Origin of the sequence: Nocardia sp. NPDC024068 (assembly GCF_040638875.1) — a bacterium.
Classification (GTDB): Bacteria; Actinomycetota; Actinomycetes; order Mycobacteriales; family Mycobacteriaceae; genus Nocardia.
This window is the reverse complement of the sequence record NZ_JBEZYU010000002.1, coordinates 195,856-212,292: the sequence shown is the minus strand read 5'-3', so window position 1 is coordinate 212,292 and position 16,437 is coordinate 195,856. Positions and strand designations below refer to the sequence as shown.

Below are 16,437 nucleotides of genomic sequence, written 5' to 3'. Positions count from 1 at the left end.
CAGCGGGCGGCGAACCTGTCACACGAAACTGATTGGATCGACCGAGGCGCCGGCGACCACACGGCCCGCACAACAGATGGAGAAACGATGAGCACGGCCACCACAACGGGAACCCGGTCGGAGTCCGAACCGCATATCGCCGACACCCACGACCTGATCCGCGTCTACGGTGCCCGCGAGAACAACCTCAAAGACATCAGCGTCGAGATCCCGAAACGCCGCCTCACCGTTTTCACCGGAGTCTCCGGATCGGGCAAGAGCTCCCTGGTGTTCAGCACCATCGCCGCCGAATCCCAGCGCCTCATCAACGAAACCTACAGCGCGTTCATCCAGGGCTTCATGCCCAGCCAGGCCCGCCCCGACGTCGACGTCCTCGACGGCCTCACCACCGCCATCATCGTCGACCAGGAACGTATGGGCTCCGACCCGCGCTCCACCGTCGGCACCGCCACCGACGCCAATGCCATGCTGCGCATCCTGTTCAGCAGGCTCGGCACCCCCCATATCGGATCACCGCAGGCGTTCTCCTTCAATGTCGCCTCCCTCAGCGGCGCCGGCGCCGTCACCGTCGAAAAAGGCGGCCAGACCGTCCGCGAACGACGCAGCTTCAGCATCACCGGCGGCATGTGCCCACGCTGCGAAGGCCGCGGCTCGGTCTCCGATTTCGACCTCACCGCCCTCTACGACGACACCAAATCCCTCAACGACGGCGCCCTCACCATCCCCGGCTACAGCATGGACGGCTGGTACGGGCGCATCTTCCGCGGCTGCGGCTACTTCGACCCCGACAAACCCATCAAGAAATTCACCAAGAAACAACTCAACGACCTGCTGTACAAAGAACCCACCCGCATCAAGGTCGAAGGCATCAACGTCACCTACGAAGGCCTCATCCCCAAAATTCAGAAATCGTTCCTGGCCAAGGACCGCGAAGCCATGCAACCGCATATCCGCGCCTTCGTCGACCGCGCCATCACCTTCGACCTCTGCCCCGATTGCGGCGGCACCCGGCTCAGCGCCGAAGCCCGCTCCTCCAAGATCAACGGCATCAATATCGCCGACGCCTGCGCCATGCAGATCAGCGACCTCGCCGACTGGGTACGCCAACTCGACGAACCCTCCGTCGCCCCGCTCCTGACCGCCCTCGGCGAAACCCTCGACTCATTCGTCGACATCGGGCTCGGCTACCTGTCCCTGGAACGACCCGCCGGCACCCTCTCGGGCGGCGAGGCGCAGCGCACCAAAATGATCCGCCACCTCGGCTCCTCACTCACCGACGTCACCTACGTCTTCGACGAACCCACCATCGGCCTGCACCCGCACGATATCCAGCGCATGAACGAACTACTGCTGCAGCTGCGCGACAAAGGCAACACCGTCCTGGTCGTCGAACACAAACCCGAGGTCATCGCCGTCGCCGACCACATCATCGACCTCGGCCCCCGCGCCGGAACCGAGGGCGGCCAGGTGATGTTCGAAGGCAGCATCGAAGGACTGCGCGGCAGCGGCACCATCACCGGCCGCCACCTCGACGACCGCGCCACCCTCAAACCGTCGGTGCGGCCGTCCACCGAAGCACTGGAAATTCGCGGCGCCGACTCCCACAACCTGCGCGACGTCGACGTCGACATCCCGCTCGGCGTGCTCGTCGTCCTCACCGGGGTCGCCGGATCCGGCAAGAGCTCCCTCATCGACAGCTCGGTATCCGGGCTCGACGGGGTGGTGTCGGTCGACCAGACCCCGATCAAGGGCTCCCGCCGCAGCAACCCCGCCACCTATACCGGGCTGCTCGACCCCATCCGCAAAGCCTTCGCCAAGGAGAACGGGGTGAAACCCGCCCTGTTCAGCTCCAACTCCGAAGGCGCGTGCCCCACCTGTAACGGCGCCGGCGTCATCTACACCGACCTCGGCGTCATGGCCACCGTCGAATCCCCCTGCGAAGAATGCGAAGGCAGGCGATTCCAGGCCCAAGTCCTCGAATACACCTTCGGCGGCCGCAATATCGCCGAAGTATTCGAGATGTCGGTCGCCGAAGCCGAGACGTTCTTCGGCGCCGGCGACGCCCGCCTCCCCGCCGCGCACAAGATCCTCGACCGCCTCCTCGACGTCGGCCTCGGCTACATCAAACTCGGCCAGCCACTCACCACCCTCTCCGGCGGCGAACGGCAACGCCTCAAACTGGCGACCCGGATGGCCGACAAAGGCGGGATCTACGTCCTCGACGAACCGACCACCGGCCTGCACCTCGCCGACGTCGAAAACCTGCTCGGCCTGCTGGACCGCCTCGTCGACTCCGGCAAATCCGTGATCGTCATAGAACACCACCAGGCCGTGATGGCACACGCCGACTGGATCATCGACCTCGGTCCCGGCGCCGGCCACGACGGCGGCACCATCGTCTTCGAAGGCACCCCCGCCGAGCTGGTCGCCGACCGCAGCACCCTCACCGGCAAGCACCTGGCCGAATACATCGGCGCCTGAAACGCCGCAACAGGGGAGTGGCCGGGCGGGGTGACCCCGCCCGGCCCGCCGATCACCGAATGAACGTGCCGAGACCGCCCGTATCGTAGAACTCCAGCCACAACCGGTCACCCTCGAAACGGGCCTGCGACACCGTACCCGGGTTCGCGCTCTCACCACCCGGCGAGAAGACGAACGTATCGCCCTCCCGGTGCCGTAGCGGCACCGTCACCCGCCCGGGCCCCAAGGTCAGCAGCAGGGCACCGGCGTCATCGGCAGACACCGTCGCCGGACCGTAATAGTCGTTCCCGTACACACCCGTATATGTCTCCGACGGTTGCGCAGGCGCCGCATCCCGCGGCGGCGACACATCCACCAGCTCGCCCGTGGGTGCGTCGATCTGCGCGAACGCCTCCCGATACAGCTCCCACCAGTCCTGGCGCACCTCACCGAACTGCACCAGATCCGCGAACTCGGCATTCAATGTCTCCGGCACCCCGATCGGCGCCGCATTCGTCAACGTCACGATCCCCACGTCCGCCGACGGGATCAGCGTGAACGCGGTCGCCGCGCCCGCGTTGAACGCCCCCGAATGACTCAGCACCACCCGGCCCGCCGCCGAATCGTTCACGTTGAACCCGAAACCGTAGGAACCGGCCCGCGCGTCCGGCGCGGACGGCGGAACCGATACCGCTTGCGGCGACACCGCCGGTAGCAACGCCTCCGGCGCCACCACCTGCTTCCCTTCGAACGAGCCGCCCGCCAGGACCATCGTCATCCATCGGGCGATATCGCGCACCGACGAATTCACCCCACCCGCGGGCGATTGCGCGTCCGGCTGCCGCCCCTGCTCACTGCGGCGATACGCACCGTCCACCAGCACGTGTCCGTTCGCCCGATCCGGGGTCGCCAGGAAATCGTCGTACCGGGAACTGGTCGCACCCATCCCCAGCGGCCGGTACAGCGACCGCTCCGACAGTTCCGCCCAGTCCGTACCCGCCGCGTCCGCGACCGCGGTGGCCGCGGCGGTCACCCCGAAATTGGTGTACTCGTAGGAATCCCGGAAAGGCCCCAACGGCAGCAACCGCAGCCGTTCGAGGATCTCCGCCCGATCGAACCCCAGATCCTCCAATTCGTCCCCGGCATGATCGGGCAACCCGGACCGATGCGAGTACAGATCACCGATGGTCACATGATCACTGACATAAGGATCGTTCAACGCGAACCACGGCGCCGGCTCCCGCATGGGCGTATCCCAATCCACCACGCCCTCCTGCACCTGCCGCGCCACCACCGTAGCCCCGATCGGTTTGGACATCGACGCCAGCTGAAACACCGTCTCCGGATCCACCGGCAGTCTGCTGACCACATCCCGCACGCCGAACCCCTTCTGATACACGATCTTGCCGTCGGATACGACCGCGACCGCCATCCCCGGAATCTCGGTGCTCCGCATCAGTTCACCGGCCCGCTGATCGATCCGATCGAGAATATGTTCGACCCGGCCGTTCGGTATGGCGACGCCCGCCTCCTGCGCAGGCCCGGCCGATTCGGCCTCCGGCGTCGCGGTCCGCGCCGTCGGCACCGGCTCGTCGCCCCCGCATGCCGCGACGAGTCCCGCGGCCGTCACCACCGCGATACCCATAGCTACCAGCGGACGTCTGCGCATAGCTCGCCTCCGGAGGTCGTCGCTGACACGAGCCCAGTCGGTCCGAGCCTAGCCCCAGCGCTCGGCCCCACCCGAGAACCGCACAAATACCGTGTCGGTCACCGGGACACCCGCCATGACCTGCCGGAACACCCGATCAGTGGTCCGGATTGCTACGCGCCCGGTCGCGGGCACGACGATCGGCGGTCCACACCGGCTGCAACATATGCCAGTCGGCCGGGTGTGCGGCGATACCGGCGGCGAACCGGTCGGCCAAGGACTGAGTCGTGCGCTGCACACCGCCGGAGGTGTCGATCGGCGCGTCGATGTGGAACCCCCAGCCGTCAGGGGTGAACCAGCAATGCACCGGTAGCAGCGGCGCCCCGGTATCGATCGCCAACCGGGCCGGACCAGCGGGCATGCAGGCCGCTTCACCGAAGAAGGTCACGGGCACACCCGCACCGGACAAATCGCGCTCACCGAGCAGCCCCACCATCCGCCCCTGCCGTAACCGCGCGGTCAGCTGCTCGAACGGTGGCGCCGCGCCGCCGGTGAGCGGAATGATCTCGAAACCCAGACTCTCCCGGAACCTGACGAAGCGGCGGAACAGCGACTCCGGTTGCAGCCGCTCGGCGACGACGGTCGGTGTGCCGACCCGCTGGACCAGCCACACTCCCGCCAGGTCCCAGTTGCCACTGTGCGGCAACGCCAGCACGGCCCCGCGCCCGCGCGAGGCCGCCTCGTGGATATGTTCGACCCCGGTGGCCACGGAGTCGATGGTCGCGGCCAGCCGCACCGGATCCATCGACGGCAGCCGGAACGCTTCGCACCAGTAGCGCGCATAGGAGCGCAGGCTCGCGCGCATGAGTTCGTCGGGCACCTGCTCCGGTGCTGTCGACAGCACGCGGGCCAGATTCCGCCGTAGCTGCACCGGCCCACCGCCACGGGCCGCGCGATCGGCCGTGACCTCGAACAGCCGCATGGCCCACCGCTGCGGCATGGCCCGCACCAGCCCCCAGCCGGCCGCGTACCCGAGGTCCCATACGCGAGCCTGCAGAGTCACTGTCGACCCCCGGTGCGCGATCCGGCGTTGCCGAACACTGCAGGGCAGGTCGCGGCGGGATACGGCTGCGCCCGCGTGCCGGCGGGTTCCCCGAGACGACCGAGTGGGTTCCGCGGCAGCGGATTATCGCCATTCACCCCTTGATTGTCCTCCAAGTCCAGCGCCAACAGCGGTACCGACGAGCCCGACACAGGACACAGCCAACAGCCTCCTGGACAACGGCGCGGCAACGACGAGCTGATCCGTCGCCCACGCCGGCCTGCGGTGGTTGGATCATGTGTTCAGCCAAGCCTCTTCGGCCACTCACCCAATTTCGTCACTGTGACAGTTCTGGTCGAGATGGGGGAGACCGGCCAGGGGGGAGGGGCGAACTTCGCTGTGGCGGGCCGGCCTCGATTGCGGGTAGAACGCCTCTCGGACAGCAGGGCGTCGCAGGGCGGAGGCCATGGGTGTCGATCGCATGCCTCAGTAGGCGATGACAGGAGGCGCCGAGGCGCGGGTGGTCGAGTTGACATAATCACGCGCGCAGAAATTGCACGCACCGGGGGCGTGTCGGTGGCCGGGCTCGGCGTAATTCCCGCCCGCGCCAGGCCGGGCCCCGAAGAAATGTAGTCCGTTCCGCAAGCAGATCGCCCGAACCCCGAATCCCCGGAACCGCGTCGCCCAAGAACGCCGATAATCTACATTATGTAAAGTAGTGCTGCGGCGTCACGGGATCTCCTCGTCCCCCTCGCGGGCGTGGTCGATTTCGGGTGTCGGTCGTTCGGTGTCCTGTCCTGCGGGTCCCCGGAGCAATGAGATATCGCTCCCGTTGTGTGACGCCGTGTTTCATGCCCTGCGCTGACGGAGTCGGCCCCTGCCGGACGCTGTGACCTGCGGTGAGCAGCCTCGATGGCGCAACGAGTGCCTGACTTCACCGAAGTAGGTGGTCCCGTTCGACTTTCCCATTGTGCGGAGCAGTATTTTATGGCCTCTGTGGCGGACCAATAGCGTCGGATTCATGGACATGGAGTGGAATTTTCGGTCGGCCGAAGAGCTCGCGGCAGCCTTGCGTGCCGGTGCGGTGACCTCGGTGGAACTGACCGACGAGGCGATCGCCCGTATCGAGCGGGATGACAAGGCGATCAACGCGATCTGTGTGCCGGACTTCGATAATGCGCGGGCCGCCGCGCGCGCTGCCGACCGGGCGCGCGCTCGCGGCGAGGACCGGCCGCTGCTCGGTATCCCGGTGACGGTCAAAGAGTCCTACAACATCGCCGGGCTGCCCACCACCTGGGGCATGCCGCAGTACGCGGGCCATGTGCCGGCCGAGGATGCGGTGCAGGTGTCGCGGTTGAAGACCGCCGGTGCGGTGCTGCTCGGTAAGACCAACGTGCCGTTGATGCTGCGAGATATCCAGAGCTTCAACGAGATCTACGGCACCACCAGCAATCCGTGGGATCACAGCCGCACATCGGGTGGGTCGTCCGGGGGTTCGGCGGCGGCCCTGGCGTCCGGATTCGGCGCGCTGTCCATCGGCTCCGACCTCGCCGGTTCGTTGCGCACCCCCGCGCATTTCTGCGGCATCTACGCACACAAACCGACACTCGGGCTGGCGCCCACCCGCGGCATGGTCGCGCCGCCCGCGCCTGCGCTGCCGATCGACCTCGACCTCGCCGTCGTCGGCCCGATGGCCCGCACCGCCCGCGACCTCACGCTGCTGCTGGACGTGATGGCCGGACCGGACCCGCTGACCCACGGCGTCGCTTACGATTTCGCACTGCCGCCCGCGCGCCACGAGCGGCTGTCGGACTTCCGTGTCCTGATCATCGAGGATCATCCGCTCATTCCGACCGGATCGGCGGTGCGGGCGGGCGTGAACCGGGTCGCCGAGGCGCTCGTCGACGAGGGCGCCCGCGTCGAACGGCGTAGTCCGCTGCTGCCCGATCAGGCCGAAGCGGCGCGGCTCTACATGCTGCTGATGCTGTCGAACGCCGCGGCAGGTCTTCCCGCCGACGTCTACGAACAGTTGCAGACCCACGCCGCCGCCCTGAGCACGGACGACCGGAGTCTCGATGCGGCGCGGCTGCGCGGCATGGTGCTCGGCCACCGCGGCTGGGTCGAGGCGAACCACCGTCGCGAACTCCATCGCCACGGCTGGCGGCAGCTCTTCGCCGAGTTCGATGCCGTGGTGTGTCCCATCACGCCCACTCCCGCCTTCCCGCACGATCACAACGGCGGGCTGGAAGACCGGTATATCGATATCGACGGCGTCGAGTACCCGTACTTCGACCAGCTCGTCCTGGCAGGTGTGGCCACCATGCCCGGCCTGCCCGCAACGGCCATCCCGGCAGGCCGGTCGCCCGAGGAGCTGCCGGTGGGAGTACAGCTGATCGGTCCGATGTTCGAGGACCGCACCTCGCTGCGGCTGGCCGAACTGCTCGAGCAGAAGATCGGCGGCTTTCAGGCACCGAAGTAGGGCGCACTCCCCTGTGTCCGTCGGGGACGAGGTGCGGATATGCATCCGGCCGGGGTTCACCGATCGGCGGCCAGCACTGCCGCGAGACCTTCTTGCAGGTCTCTGACGAAATACTCGGGAACCTCCAGCGACGGGAAATGTCCCCCGGTCTCGGGCGACTTCCATCGGACGATCCGCCGGTACCGCTCCTGCGCCCAGGGGCGCGGACACTTCTCGACGTCGCGGGGATACATGGTGAGTGCGGACGGCACGTCGACCCGGAGGTCCGGGTCCAACGAGTTGTGGCTTTCGTAGTAGATGCGGGCCGCTGATGCGCCGGTACGGGTCAGCCAATACAGGGTGACATCGTCGAGAAGCCTGTCCATGGAGATCGTCTCGAACGGGCTGTCCTCGGTATCGGTCCACTCGGCGAACTTGTCGAGGATCCAGGCGAGCAGCCCGACCGGTGAGTCGACGAGCGAGTAGCCGATGGTCTGCGGCCGGGTCGCCTGCTGTTTCGCGTACGCCGCGCGGTGGCGCCAGAAATCGCGGGTGTCCGCGATCCATTCGCGCTCGGTCGCCGTCAGCCCGTCTGTCGTCAGTCCGGGCGGTGCTTCCGCGAACGTTGTGTGGATGCCCAGCACGTGCGCCGGGAACCTGCCGCCGAGAACTGTGGTGATGTTGCCTCCCCAGTCGCCGCCGTGGGCTGCGAACTGGTGGTAACCGAGCCTGCCCATCAGTTCCACCCATGCGGCCGCGATCTTTTCGGTTCCCCATCCGGTGGTGGCCGGCTTGTCGCTGTAACCGAAGCCCGGCAGCGAGGGAACCACGACGTGGAACGCCGGCGCGCCGGCATCTTTCGGATTCGCGAGCTCGTCTACTGCATCGATGAACCGGGCAACGCTGTCCGGCCAGCCGTGCGTCAGGATCAGCGGAGTGGGATCTGCGCGCGCGGATCGTCGGTGCAGGAAGTGGATCCCCAGATCGTCGATGGTCGTGCGGAACTGGCCGACCCGGTTGAGCCGCTCTTCGAACGCCCGCCAGTTGTACCCGGTGTGCCAGTAGTTCACGACATCGACCAGGTCGGCGAGAGGAACGCCCTGTTCCCATCGGCGAGGGTCGGGCGCGGCGCGATAAACCGTCTCGGCCTCCGGTAGCCGGGCCGCAGCCAAACGCGCGCGCAGATCGTCGAGGTCGGCGTCGGGTGCGTGGGCTTCGAATGCCTGTACGTCGACGGGGTCCGGCGTGAATGCCGGAATGAGGCGGCCGAGCGTGGGCATGAGACCTCCTGGTCATCGTGGAACCGGGCACGACTTCCCGCGAACCGGCTAAGACGGTTCTAACATGCTGCTGCATCGCTGAGCAACCGGCTAAGGTGGTTCCATGCCTGCTGGGTTTCCTGACTTCCGCCTCGGTAGCGTGCTGGCGACCAGCTTCACGGCGACCCTGACGGAGCGTTGTGGCGACGCTGTGGAGCGCATTCCCACACCACAGCGACTCGTCGACTGGCTGACGGTGAACGGCCTCGCCGTGGACTCCTGCACCACCGCCCAGCACGAACTCGCACGGGAGCTGCGGGAGTCCATTCACGCCGCCGTGACAGCGGCCGCGATCCGAGACGCTCTCCCCACGTCCGCTGTCCAAATCATCAATGACCGCAGCATGCAGGGTATGGCAGCGTCTGTCCTGACGCCCGAGGGCAATCGGCAATGGCGACTCGGCTCGGCGTCCCGCGTAGAAGACGCCCTGGGTGTGATAGCCGCCGACGCGATCGGCATCATCGCGGGCGAGCGGGACGGAAGATTGGCCTTGTGCGCATCGCCGACCTGCCGGGCCGCCTTCTTCGACACCAGCCAGAGTCGCACCCGCAAATGGTGTGACATGAACACCTGCGGAAATCGGCAGAAGAAGGCGCGCTTCAATGCCAGCCAGCGCAATAACACCAGGCCGGCGAAGTGATCGTCACCTTCGATCCAGCGCGGGCCGTCGCACCGCACGGTAGAGCGTTCACGGCTGCCAACTGTCGGGGATACGGCCGTCGATATCGGTGAACCCATACTCTCTCGCCAGCTCGGCCGAGGTTACCGATCGCTGATTCCAGCGGGCGCGATGCGGATCCCCGGCCATCGCCGCCACGGCGCGGCCGATGAACCCCGGCGACTCCGACGACGCGAACCCCGGCGCCGCCGTGGGCAGGCCGCCGGGGCGCTGCTCGATCAGTGCGTCACGCCAGTTCTCCTCGGTGACGTGATAGTTGTCCAGCATCATCTCCGAGCGCAACCAGCCGGGCGTGAGGGCTACGGCGGTGCCGCCGTACCCGGCGAGTTCGTGCCCCAGCGCGAAGCCGCGCGGCCAGCTGCTCCACCTGTCCGGTGTCCAGGTGGTCGATCTGAACCGGCACTCCCCTGCCGCCCAGCCGGGTGACCAACTCGGCGGTTTCCTCGATCGTCTCCGGGCGGTCGTAGTCGGACGCCATACCGCCCCGGCGGCTGCTCCGCCCGGTGCAGACCACCGTCGCGCCCGCTTCCCCGAGCCCGGCGGCGATCCCTCGTCCCGCACCCCGGGTCGCGCCGGCAATCACCGCGACCCGGCCCCGCAATGCCCCGTGATCAGCAGATCGGACCATCGTTCGAGCGTGGCCGCGCGGGATCCTTTACGCCGCGTCCGCACGCACGATCGCGGCGGTCACATTGAAACCCATACCGACATTGACCAGCAACCCGTACTCACCGGGCGACATCAGCCGATTGTCCTGGATGTGCGCCAGGTTGGCGAGCAGGTCTCCTGCGCCGAGATGTCCTGTCTCACTGGACAATTCGAGTGGTCGTGGCAGCCCTTTGGGTAGCGCGGGATAGTAGACCCGGCGTAGCAGGGTACGACCCAATCTGCTGAATGCGACCAAACAGATCCGGGGATCATCCGGTTCGAGTCCGGTGGTGCTCAGGACGTCGGCGACGGCGGTTGATATCGCACTCCGCATAGCGGGAACCGCGGCAGGGTTCAGGACCCGTTCCACGGGTTCCGAACCAGACCTCGCCGACGGCTGGGAGAACTGCAACTCGGTATCCGGCCGACCTGCCGAGGCGACGGCCTGGACCATCAACGGACGCGGGCGCCGGTCCAGTACCGCGGCTGTCGCGCCATCGCCCAGCAGGATGCCCTGGCTGCCGTGGCGCACCCACCTCGTGTGCGGGTCGTGGTCGAACACGTCGCCGGTTGCCACCAGCGCCGTCCGGTACCGGCCGCTGTTCAGCAATTCGGAGGCCAGTTCGAGCGCGATGGCGCCGCCGCCGGATTTCTGCTGGATACCGATCGTCACCGCCTCATGGGAACCTATCAGCCGTGCCAGCCGGGTATGCGGAATGGGCATGGCGTCACCCTGATCGTCGAGCCACGCATAGATCACGAGATCGATCTCGGATGGTTGATGACCACTACGCCGCAGGGCGTCTATCGCGGCGGGTACGGCGAGATCCGTCACGGGATTGCCGTCGGAGACGGGAATCCGACGGTAGCCTTCCAGGTCGCATATTTCGGCGTCGTCCTCGGCGATACCGCTGCCCCGTGCGGTCTCGCGCCGGTCCGGGAGGCAGGTGGTCGCGGCGGCGATCCCGACTTGAAGCGCCATGCTCGCAGGGGGCTGCGTGGCGGGTTCGGTCTGCGTGCTTCTGGTTATCGCAGCGAGTATTCCCATTAGACGTGCGTGCCCGACGATGGTTGCGCGACGATCTGCGCCAGCTCGCCGACTGTCGCTGCCCCGAAGACCGCTTCGTCGTCCAATTCGATCTCGAAGTGGTCTTCGATACGGGTGAGGATCCGCATGAACCGTACGGATTCGATATTGGGCAGCTCCTCGATGACGTCATCGAGCTGAACTGGCGTCTTCAGTTCCTGGGCGAACAGATCGCACACGGCGGCGCCAGCTGTTTCGGTGGGGTTTGGCATAGTCGACTCCCTCGATCAGTTCGTTTGCAGCTGTGGGTCCTGGCGCATGGACTCGAAGCGGCGGCAGGCCAACTCGATCCGGTTGACATAGCGGCCGATCCGGTCCTGTGCTTTCCGTGCGGCCGGGCCCAGGTCCGTCCGGTCGAGCAGACGCAGATGGCGCACATATGGGTTGATTACGGAGTCGATATGCATGCGGCTGGTGTAGACGCCGGCCTTCATGAATTGGCGCGACAACGCGGTGAAGTCCGGTATCTGCTGGGCGGGGCCGCCGAAGACTGTGATCACATCGCAGAGCGCGACCATCGCGTCCTCGGGATCGATTTCGAGTGCGGCTTCCACCAGATTCCGGTAGAAGATCATGTGCAGATTCTCGTCGGCTGCCAATCTGGCCATGATGCGGTCACAGATCGGGTCGTTGCTGAGCATTCCGGTATTGCGGTGAATCACCCGAGCTTGTAATTCCGACATGCTGAGCATCATGATGGTGCGCAGCACCCCATCGCCCTCATGCGCGTTGACGTACCCATTCGCCATATGCGCCATCCGCGCTCGTTCCAGCGCGATAGGGTCCACCGCCCGGGTGGTATGCAGATAGTCCCGCAGCACCACGGAATGCCGGGCTTCTTCGGCGCACCATTGACGAACCCATTCAGCCCAGGCGCCGTTGTTTCCGTGAGCGGACAGGATGGTGAAGAAATAGCTCGGCAGGTTGTCTTCGCCGAGTAGCCCCACGATCAGTGATGCTCGTGCGTGTTCGGACAGCTTGCTTTGCCCCGGTTCCCAGGCGTCGCCACCAAGGGGCCCGTCGAAATTGGAGCCTTCGCTCCACGGGACGAACTGATGCGGGAACCATTCCTTGGTGAGGCTGAGATGACGGTTCAGATTATCCTCGACGACCGGCGCCAAATAGGTCATTATGCCGAGGTCGTGCTTTTCTGTCGGACTTGTCATTATGGCCACTCCTACTACCTGGTCGAGCGTCTTCGTCCACTGGATAAGCGGATTACTCTGTCGGCACGTAGGTGTGACCCTCGTCGGCGAGTCGTGCCGCAGCCGCGAGGCGCTGCCATTTTCCGCTGGTTGAACGGGTGAGAAAGCCGGGCGAAACGGGATGTACGCGAACTGCGGAAAGGTCGAGCTCTGCGGTCACCTGCTTGCGAACCCGCTCGATCAGCATGGGGTAATCGGTTTCCGGACAGTCGGATTCGACTATCAAGCCGACATATTCCCCGACCCGGCCATCCCCGGTTTGCTCGGTGTCGGCGAAAGCTATCGCTCGGCCCCGGTAAACACCCGGCACCGTGCGAGCAACCTGTTCGGCGTCGGACGGAAAGTAATTGCGGCCATTCACGATCACCATTTCCTTACGTCGGCCACCGACGTAGAGCTGCCCCTCGTGCCAGAACCCGAGATCACCCGTGCGCAGCCAGCTGTCGTCGAATAGCTCGGCGGTGGACACGGGATCTCGGTAGTAGCCGGCCGTCACCGCGGCGCCGCGAATCTGGATCTCACCCAGTTGATCCTCAGCACACCGGGAACCATCACCGGCGGTGATACGCACTTCCAGACCGGCCACGGGCCGCCCGGAGGAGACGAGACCGGTAGCCGCAGGATCTCCAGCGGCAAGTTCACGCACCACACCGGCTTCCGCCAGAGTATTGCGGTCGGCCCACAGTGTGACGGGTCGGCTGCCGGGCTGCGAGAATGTGATGGCCAGGGTGGCCTCGGCCATTCCATAGGCCGGAAACATCACCGACGGCGCGACACCCGCTGGTGCGAGGGCGGCGTCGAAGTCCTCGAGAGTTTGCGGCGAGAGCACCTCTCCGCCGTTGATGGCCAGTCGCCATCGGGAAAGGTCGAGGCTCGCGACCAGATCAGGGTTGGCACGGGCCACGCGGGCGATCAGGTCATAGCTGAAATTCGGGCCGGTGGTGATGGTGGCGCCGGTATCGGCGAGAACCTGCAGAAACCGCTCCGGCCGGCGGATGAAAGTCTGCGGGGAGACGAGATTGATCTGCATCCCGGACAGCAGCCCGGACATCATGCCGAAGAGGCCCATATCGTGATAGAGCGGAGTCCACTGCGCCCAGACGTCAGCGGCTGTCATCTCTCCTGAGCGTACGATCCCCGTGAGTCCGGCCATGATGTTCGCGTGGGTCAGCAGGACGCCGCGCGGCGCCCGGGTGCTGCCCGATGTGAACTGCACGAATGCGGCGCTGTCCGGCTGCAGGGTCGGCAGCGCTCCGTCGCCGGGCGTGCTCTCCGCGACAGTGATGAGCCGCAGTTCTGGGCAGATCTTCCGCAGCTCGCTCGCCACGGGTTCGTACTCCGGCCCGGTCACTACGGTTTGCAGACCTGCCACGTCAACGAGCTGTCTGAGGTGTAAGGCCTGCTTCGCGGGATGGACCGCAGTCACCGGGAGGACGGTCGCTGCGCTCCCGGCGCGCAGGATGCCGAACCATGCGATGAGGAACTCGGGACCCGGCGGAAGCAGAATCCCCACCACACCGCCGGGTTCAGGACCGGACAGTAGCCCATGAGCAAAACGCTTCGAGGCGTCTGTCAGCTCGACCAGGCCGATCCGTTCATCACCGCCAGGCCGATCGGGAAAGCGAATTTCCTGGTCGCGTGATACAGCACTCGCGGCGAGCGAATCCAGCGCCCCACCCAGGGTGGAATTGGTCCAGACCGATGGTATAGTCATGTCATCGCCACCCGAACCAATTCCGTTGTACCGCGGGCCCGTCGGTAACCGACGGGACCACGCCTGGCAACTTCGCTGTCGATCTGCTGAACTGCCCCACAACGACCACCTCGAGCACGCCAAGCCGGCCCCGGCTTGGCGGCTGGCTTCAGATTGAGTGGCTCGATCGTACCACTGTTTGTCCAATGACCCTGGATAACAGTATATTTCGGCCCCGAGCTGGCCGTATATGCGCAGCTAGAGCTTCGGGGTGGGCGGGAAGACGACCGGCAGCGACGCCAGCGCGCGATGGAACGGGCCCGGGCGCCAGGCAAGTCGTTCCGGCGGGACCGCCACCCGGAGTTCCGGCAGGGCGTCCAGCAATTGGTCGATCGCATCGGCCGCGATCAGCATCGTCGGCGACTGCGCGGGACAGGAGTGGGGGCCCGAACCCCAGGCGAGATTCCAGCGATTGTTGAGATAGTCACCGTTATTGACCGCCGGATCGTTATTACAGGCGGAAATACTGATGAGCACCGGCTGATTCGGCGGCAGCCAGACATTGTCGATCAGCACGGGCTGCCGAGGATAGCTCATGCAGTAGTTCGCGAATGGCGGGTCCTTCACCAGTATTTCGTCCAAGGCTGCCCGGGACGAGGGCGGGAAACCGGATTGCCCAATTTCATAACGGGGGTCGGTCAGCATCATCAGCAGCGCGTTGCCGATGAGGTTGCGCGGTGGCTCGATGCCGGCGCCGTAAAACGTGATCAGCGCGTGAATCAATTCCTCATCGGTGAGACCGGCTTCCTCATGTTGCAGCAGCCGGGTGGTGATGTCATCGCCGGGTTCGGCGCGCTTCATCGCGATGAGTTCGATCATCGCCTCGCCGATCATCGCATTGGCCATTTCGGCATCAGTATTCGTCGAGTCGAATATCATCACCATCCCCTGCGTCACCCGCGCACCGATATCAGGTGAACACCCCAGCAGGCCGTTGAGCACGCCGAACATCAGTGGCAGTGCGTACTGGCCGATGACGTCGGCTCTTCCGTCCTCGCAGAATGAGTTGATGATCGGGCGTGCGGCTTCCGCGATGATCACCCGCAGTGCATGCAGGTCAACCCCGTCCAGCGCGGCGACGGTCGCCGAGCGGTACCGGGCATGGGCTACTCCGCTGGAACGCACAGCGTTCGGGCGCCACTCCAGCATGGGCATGATCGGCGAATCCGCGGGGGCGGAGGCCTGCCATACCCTGGGATCCGCCGGAAAACGGTCGGGCTCATTGAGGATCTTGACCGCAGTGTGGTAGCCGAGAACCAGTGTCGCGGGGATGCCCGGCGCGATTTCGACAGGCGCCAGGGTCCCGTAACGCTGACGCATACGCTTGTACGCACCTTGGGGATCCGCGGCGAACTGCTCGCTCCAGAGTAGCTCGCGAGGGCCGTCGATAGTACTGGCCGGATGGATCGCAGCGTCGGGCGGGGCCTGCTGAGATTGCACCGAAGATCTCCTTTGAGTCTAACTTACTGCATGTTCGATAGGGAGCGGCCGAGAAGGTTGTCGGCAGCGTCTCGGGTACTCGGTGGGTGCCGCCGGGACGGCATTCTAGCCGTTCGGTGGGCGCCGTAAATTTCGGTTCAGGCACTTGATCCTGCGACGACAAGTGGATGAGTGGTTGCCGGAAGATCTGCTGCGCCGATTCGAATTGTATTGTACACAAGGCTAATTCGCTGTTCGAGCGAACGGTTCGCGTGGGCGGAACCACGGGGATTCCCGACGAGGCCGGGCTCGCGCCCCCGCCATATCCGAGTCGCTGTTCGCGAGAAAGCGCGGAGTCGAGTTTCGCGATCACGTCTTCTACCCACCCGCGACCATCAACGCACGGGATCGCCCGGGATCAGACGAGAAGCCGGTGATGTCCGAGTTGAGGCTTTGCGAACACGAAGTCTCCTCCGGTCGGACGCCGATACCTCGCGGACTCTGTACCGGGGCGGGCGTCGACGATGGTTGCGGCCGCCATGGAGGCGCCGACCGGCCGTGCCGGTCAAAAGCGTCGCATGAACCGAGTTGGGCACCGCGAGGACTGTACTCGTTACCTCCCGAACCCGCAGGCCCTGGCAACTCGTTACTGTCCAGTAGTTCGATCGTTGCCCGGCGGCGGCGAATCAGGCGGTGATCATCATCCACTCACCGGCCTG

11 protein-coding genes and 1 pseudogene are annotated in these 16,437 nt (G+C 65.8%); 3 read left to right on the top strand and 9 right to left on the bottom strand.

Annotated features, from left to right (window positions below):
- The first annotated feature begins 87 nt into the window (after positions 1 to 87).
- A complete protein-coding gene (locus AB0F41_RS03790) occupies positions 88 to 2,481 on the top strand; it encodes an excinuclease ABC subunit UvrA (RefSeq protein ID WP_357421161.1) in 2,394 nt (797 codons plus the stop codon).
- Positions 2,482 to 2,533: 52 nt separating this feature from the next.
- Here AB0F41_RS03790 and AB0F41_RS03785 read toward each other — a convergent pair whose 3' ends face one another.
- Both AB0F41_RS03785 and AB0F41_RS03780 read right to left on the bottom strand, forming a co-directional pair.
- Positions 2,534 to 4,129 (bottom strand): serine hydrolase, encoded by a 1,596-nt coding sequence (locus tag AB0F41_RS03785; protein ID WP_357421160.1) that lies wholly within the window; start codon positions 4,127 to 4,129, stop codon positions 2,534 to 2,536.
- Positions 4,130 to 4,265: 136 nt separating this feature from the next.
- Positions 4,266 to 5,171 (bottom strand): phosphatidylinositol mannoside acyltransferase, encoded by a 906-nt coding sequence (locus AB0F41_RS03780; RefSeq protein ID WP_357421159.1) that lies wholly within the window; start codon positions 5,169 to 5,171, stop codon positions 4,266 to 4,268.
- Between the two features lie 925 nt (positions 5,172 to 6,096).
- Here AB0F41_RS03780 and AB0F41_RS03775 point away from each other — a divergent pair.
- Complete coding sequence (locus AB0F41_RS03775) at positions 6,097 to 7,629, top strand: amidase (protein WP_357421158.1); 1,533 nt, start codon at positions 6,097 to 6,099, stop codon at positions 7,627 to 7,629.
- A 56-nt stretch (positions 7,630 to 7,685) separates the two neighbouring features.
- Here AB0F41_RS03775 and AB0F41_RS03770 read toward each other — a convergent pair whose 3' ends face one another.
- The gene (locus AB0F41_RS03770; protein ID WP_357421157.1) at positions 7,686 to 8,888 is read right to left on the bottom strand and encodes an epoxide hydrolase family protein; all 1,203 of its coding nucleotides are present in this window, start codon (positions 8,886 to 8,888) and stop codon (positions 7,686 to 7,688) included.
- A gap of 103 nt (positions 8,889 to 8,991) precedes the next feature.
- Between AB0F41_RS03770 and AB0F41_RS03765 the strand changes: the two genes are divergently transcribed.
- Positions 8,992 to 9,567 (top strand): CGNR zinc finger domain-containing protein, encoded by a 576-nt coding sequence (locus AB0F41_RS03765; RefSeq protein WP_357421156.1) that lies wholly within the window; start codon positions 8,992 to 8,994, stop codon positions 9,565 to 9,567.
- A gap of 48 nt (positions 9,568 to 9,615) precedes the next feature.
- Here the strand turns inward: AB0F41_RS03765 and AB0F41_RS03760 are convergent.
- The 6 genes and pseudogenes from AB0F41_RS03760 to AB0F41_RS03735 all read right to left on the bottom strand — a co-directional run bounded on the left by AB0F41_RS03760 (position 9,616) and on the right by AB0F41_RS03735 (position 15,739).
- Positions 9,616 to 10,234 (bottom strand): annotated as a pseudogene (locus AB0F41_RS03760) (hypothetical protein).
- A gap of 27 nt (positions 10,235 to 10,261) precedes the next feature.
- On the bottom strand, positions 10,262 to 11,236 hold the full coding sequence (locus AB0F41_RS03755) for a ketoacyl-ACP synthase III family protein (protein WP_357421155.1): 975 nt from the start codon (positions 11,234 to 11,236) through the stop codon (positions 10,262 to 10,264).
- A gap of 65 nt (positions 11,237 to 11,301) precedes the next feature.
- Positions 11,302 to 11,553, bottom strand: coding sequence for an acyl carrier protein (locus AB0F41_RS03750; RefSeq protein WP_357421154.1), 252 nt, complete (start codon positions 11,551 to 11,553; stop codon positions 11,302 to 11,304).
- Between the two features lie 15 nt (positions 11,554 to 11,568).
- Positions 11,569 to 12,507: an acyl-ACP desaturase gene (locus AB0F41_RS03745; RefSeq protein ID WP_357421153.1), complete on the bottom strand. Its 939-nt coding sequence runs from the start codon at positions 12,505 to 12,507 to the stop codon at positions 11,569 to 11,571.
- 52 nt (positions 12,508 to 12,559) lie between these two features.
- Complete coding sequence (locus tag AB0F41_RS03740; protein ID WP_357421152.1) at positions 12,560 to 14,260, bottom strand: AMP-binding protein; 1,701 nt, start codon at positions 14,258 to 14,260, stop codon at positions 12,560 to 12,562.
- A gap of 237 nt (positions 14,261 to 14,497) precedes the next feature.
- Complete coding sequence (locus AB0F41_RS03735; protein ID WP_357421151.1) at positions 14,498 to 15,739, bottom strand: cytochrome P450; 1,242 nt, start codon at positions 15,737 to 15,739, stop codon at positions 14,498 to 14,500.
- Positions 15,740 to 16,437 lie beyond the last annotated feature (698 nt).

What these genes read in the sequence shown, in the direction of transcription:
- AB0F41_RS03770 (WP_357421157.1), bottom strand. Translation starts at nt 8,888, where the DNA reads ATGCCCACGCTCGGCCGCCTCATTCCGGCATTCACGCCGGACCCCGTC.
- AB0F41_RS03785 (WP_357421160.1), bottom strand. Translation starts at nt 4,129, where the DNA reads ATGCGCAGACGTCCGCTGGTAGCTATGGGTATCGCGGTGGTGACGGCC.
- AB0F41_RS03750 (WP_357421154.1), bottom strand. Translation starts at nt 11,553, where the DNA reads ATGCCAAACCCCACCGAAACAGCTGGCGCCGCCGTGTGCGATCTGTTC.
- AB0F41_RS03740 (WP_357421152.1), bottom strand. Translation starts at nt 14,260, where the DNA reads ATGACTATACCATCGGTCTGGACCAATTCCACCCTGGGTGGGGCGCTG.
- AB0F41_RS03745 (WP_357421153.1), bottom strand. Translation starts at nt 12,507, where the DNA reads ATGACAAGTCCGACAGAAAAGCACGACCTCGGCATAATGACCTATTTG.
- AB0F41_RS03765 (WP_357421156.1), top strand. Translation starts at nt 8,992, where the DNA reads ATGCCTGCTGGGTTTCCTGACTTCCGCCTCGGTAGCGTGCTGGCGACC.
- AB0F41_RS03790 (WP_357421161.1), top strand. Translation starts at nt 88, where the DNA reads ATGAGCACGGCCACCACAACGGGAACCCGGTCGGAGTCCGAACCGCAT.
- AB0F41_RS03755 (WP_357421155.1), bottom strand. Translation starts at nt 11,236, where the DNA reads ATGGCGCTTCAAGTCGGGATCGCCGCCGCGACCACCTGCCTCCCGGAC.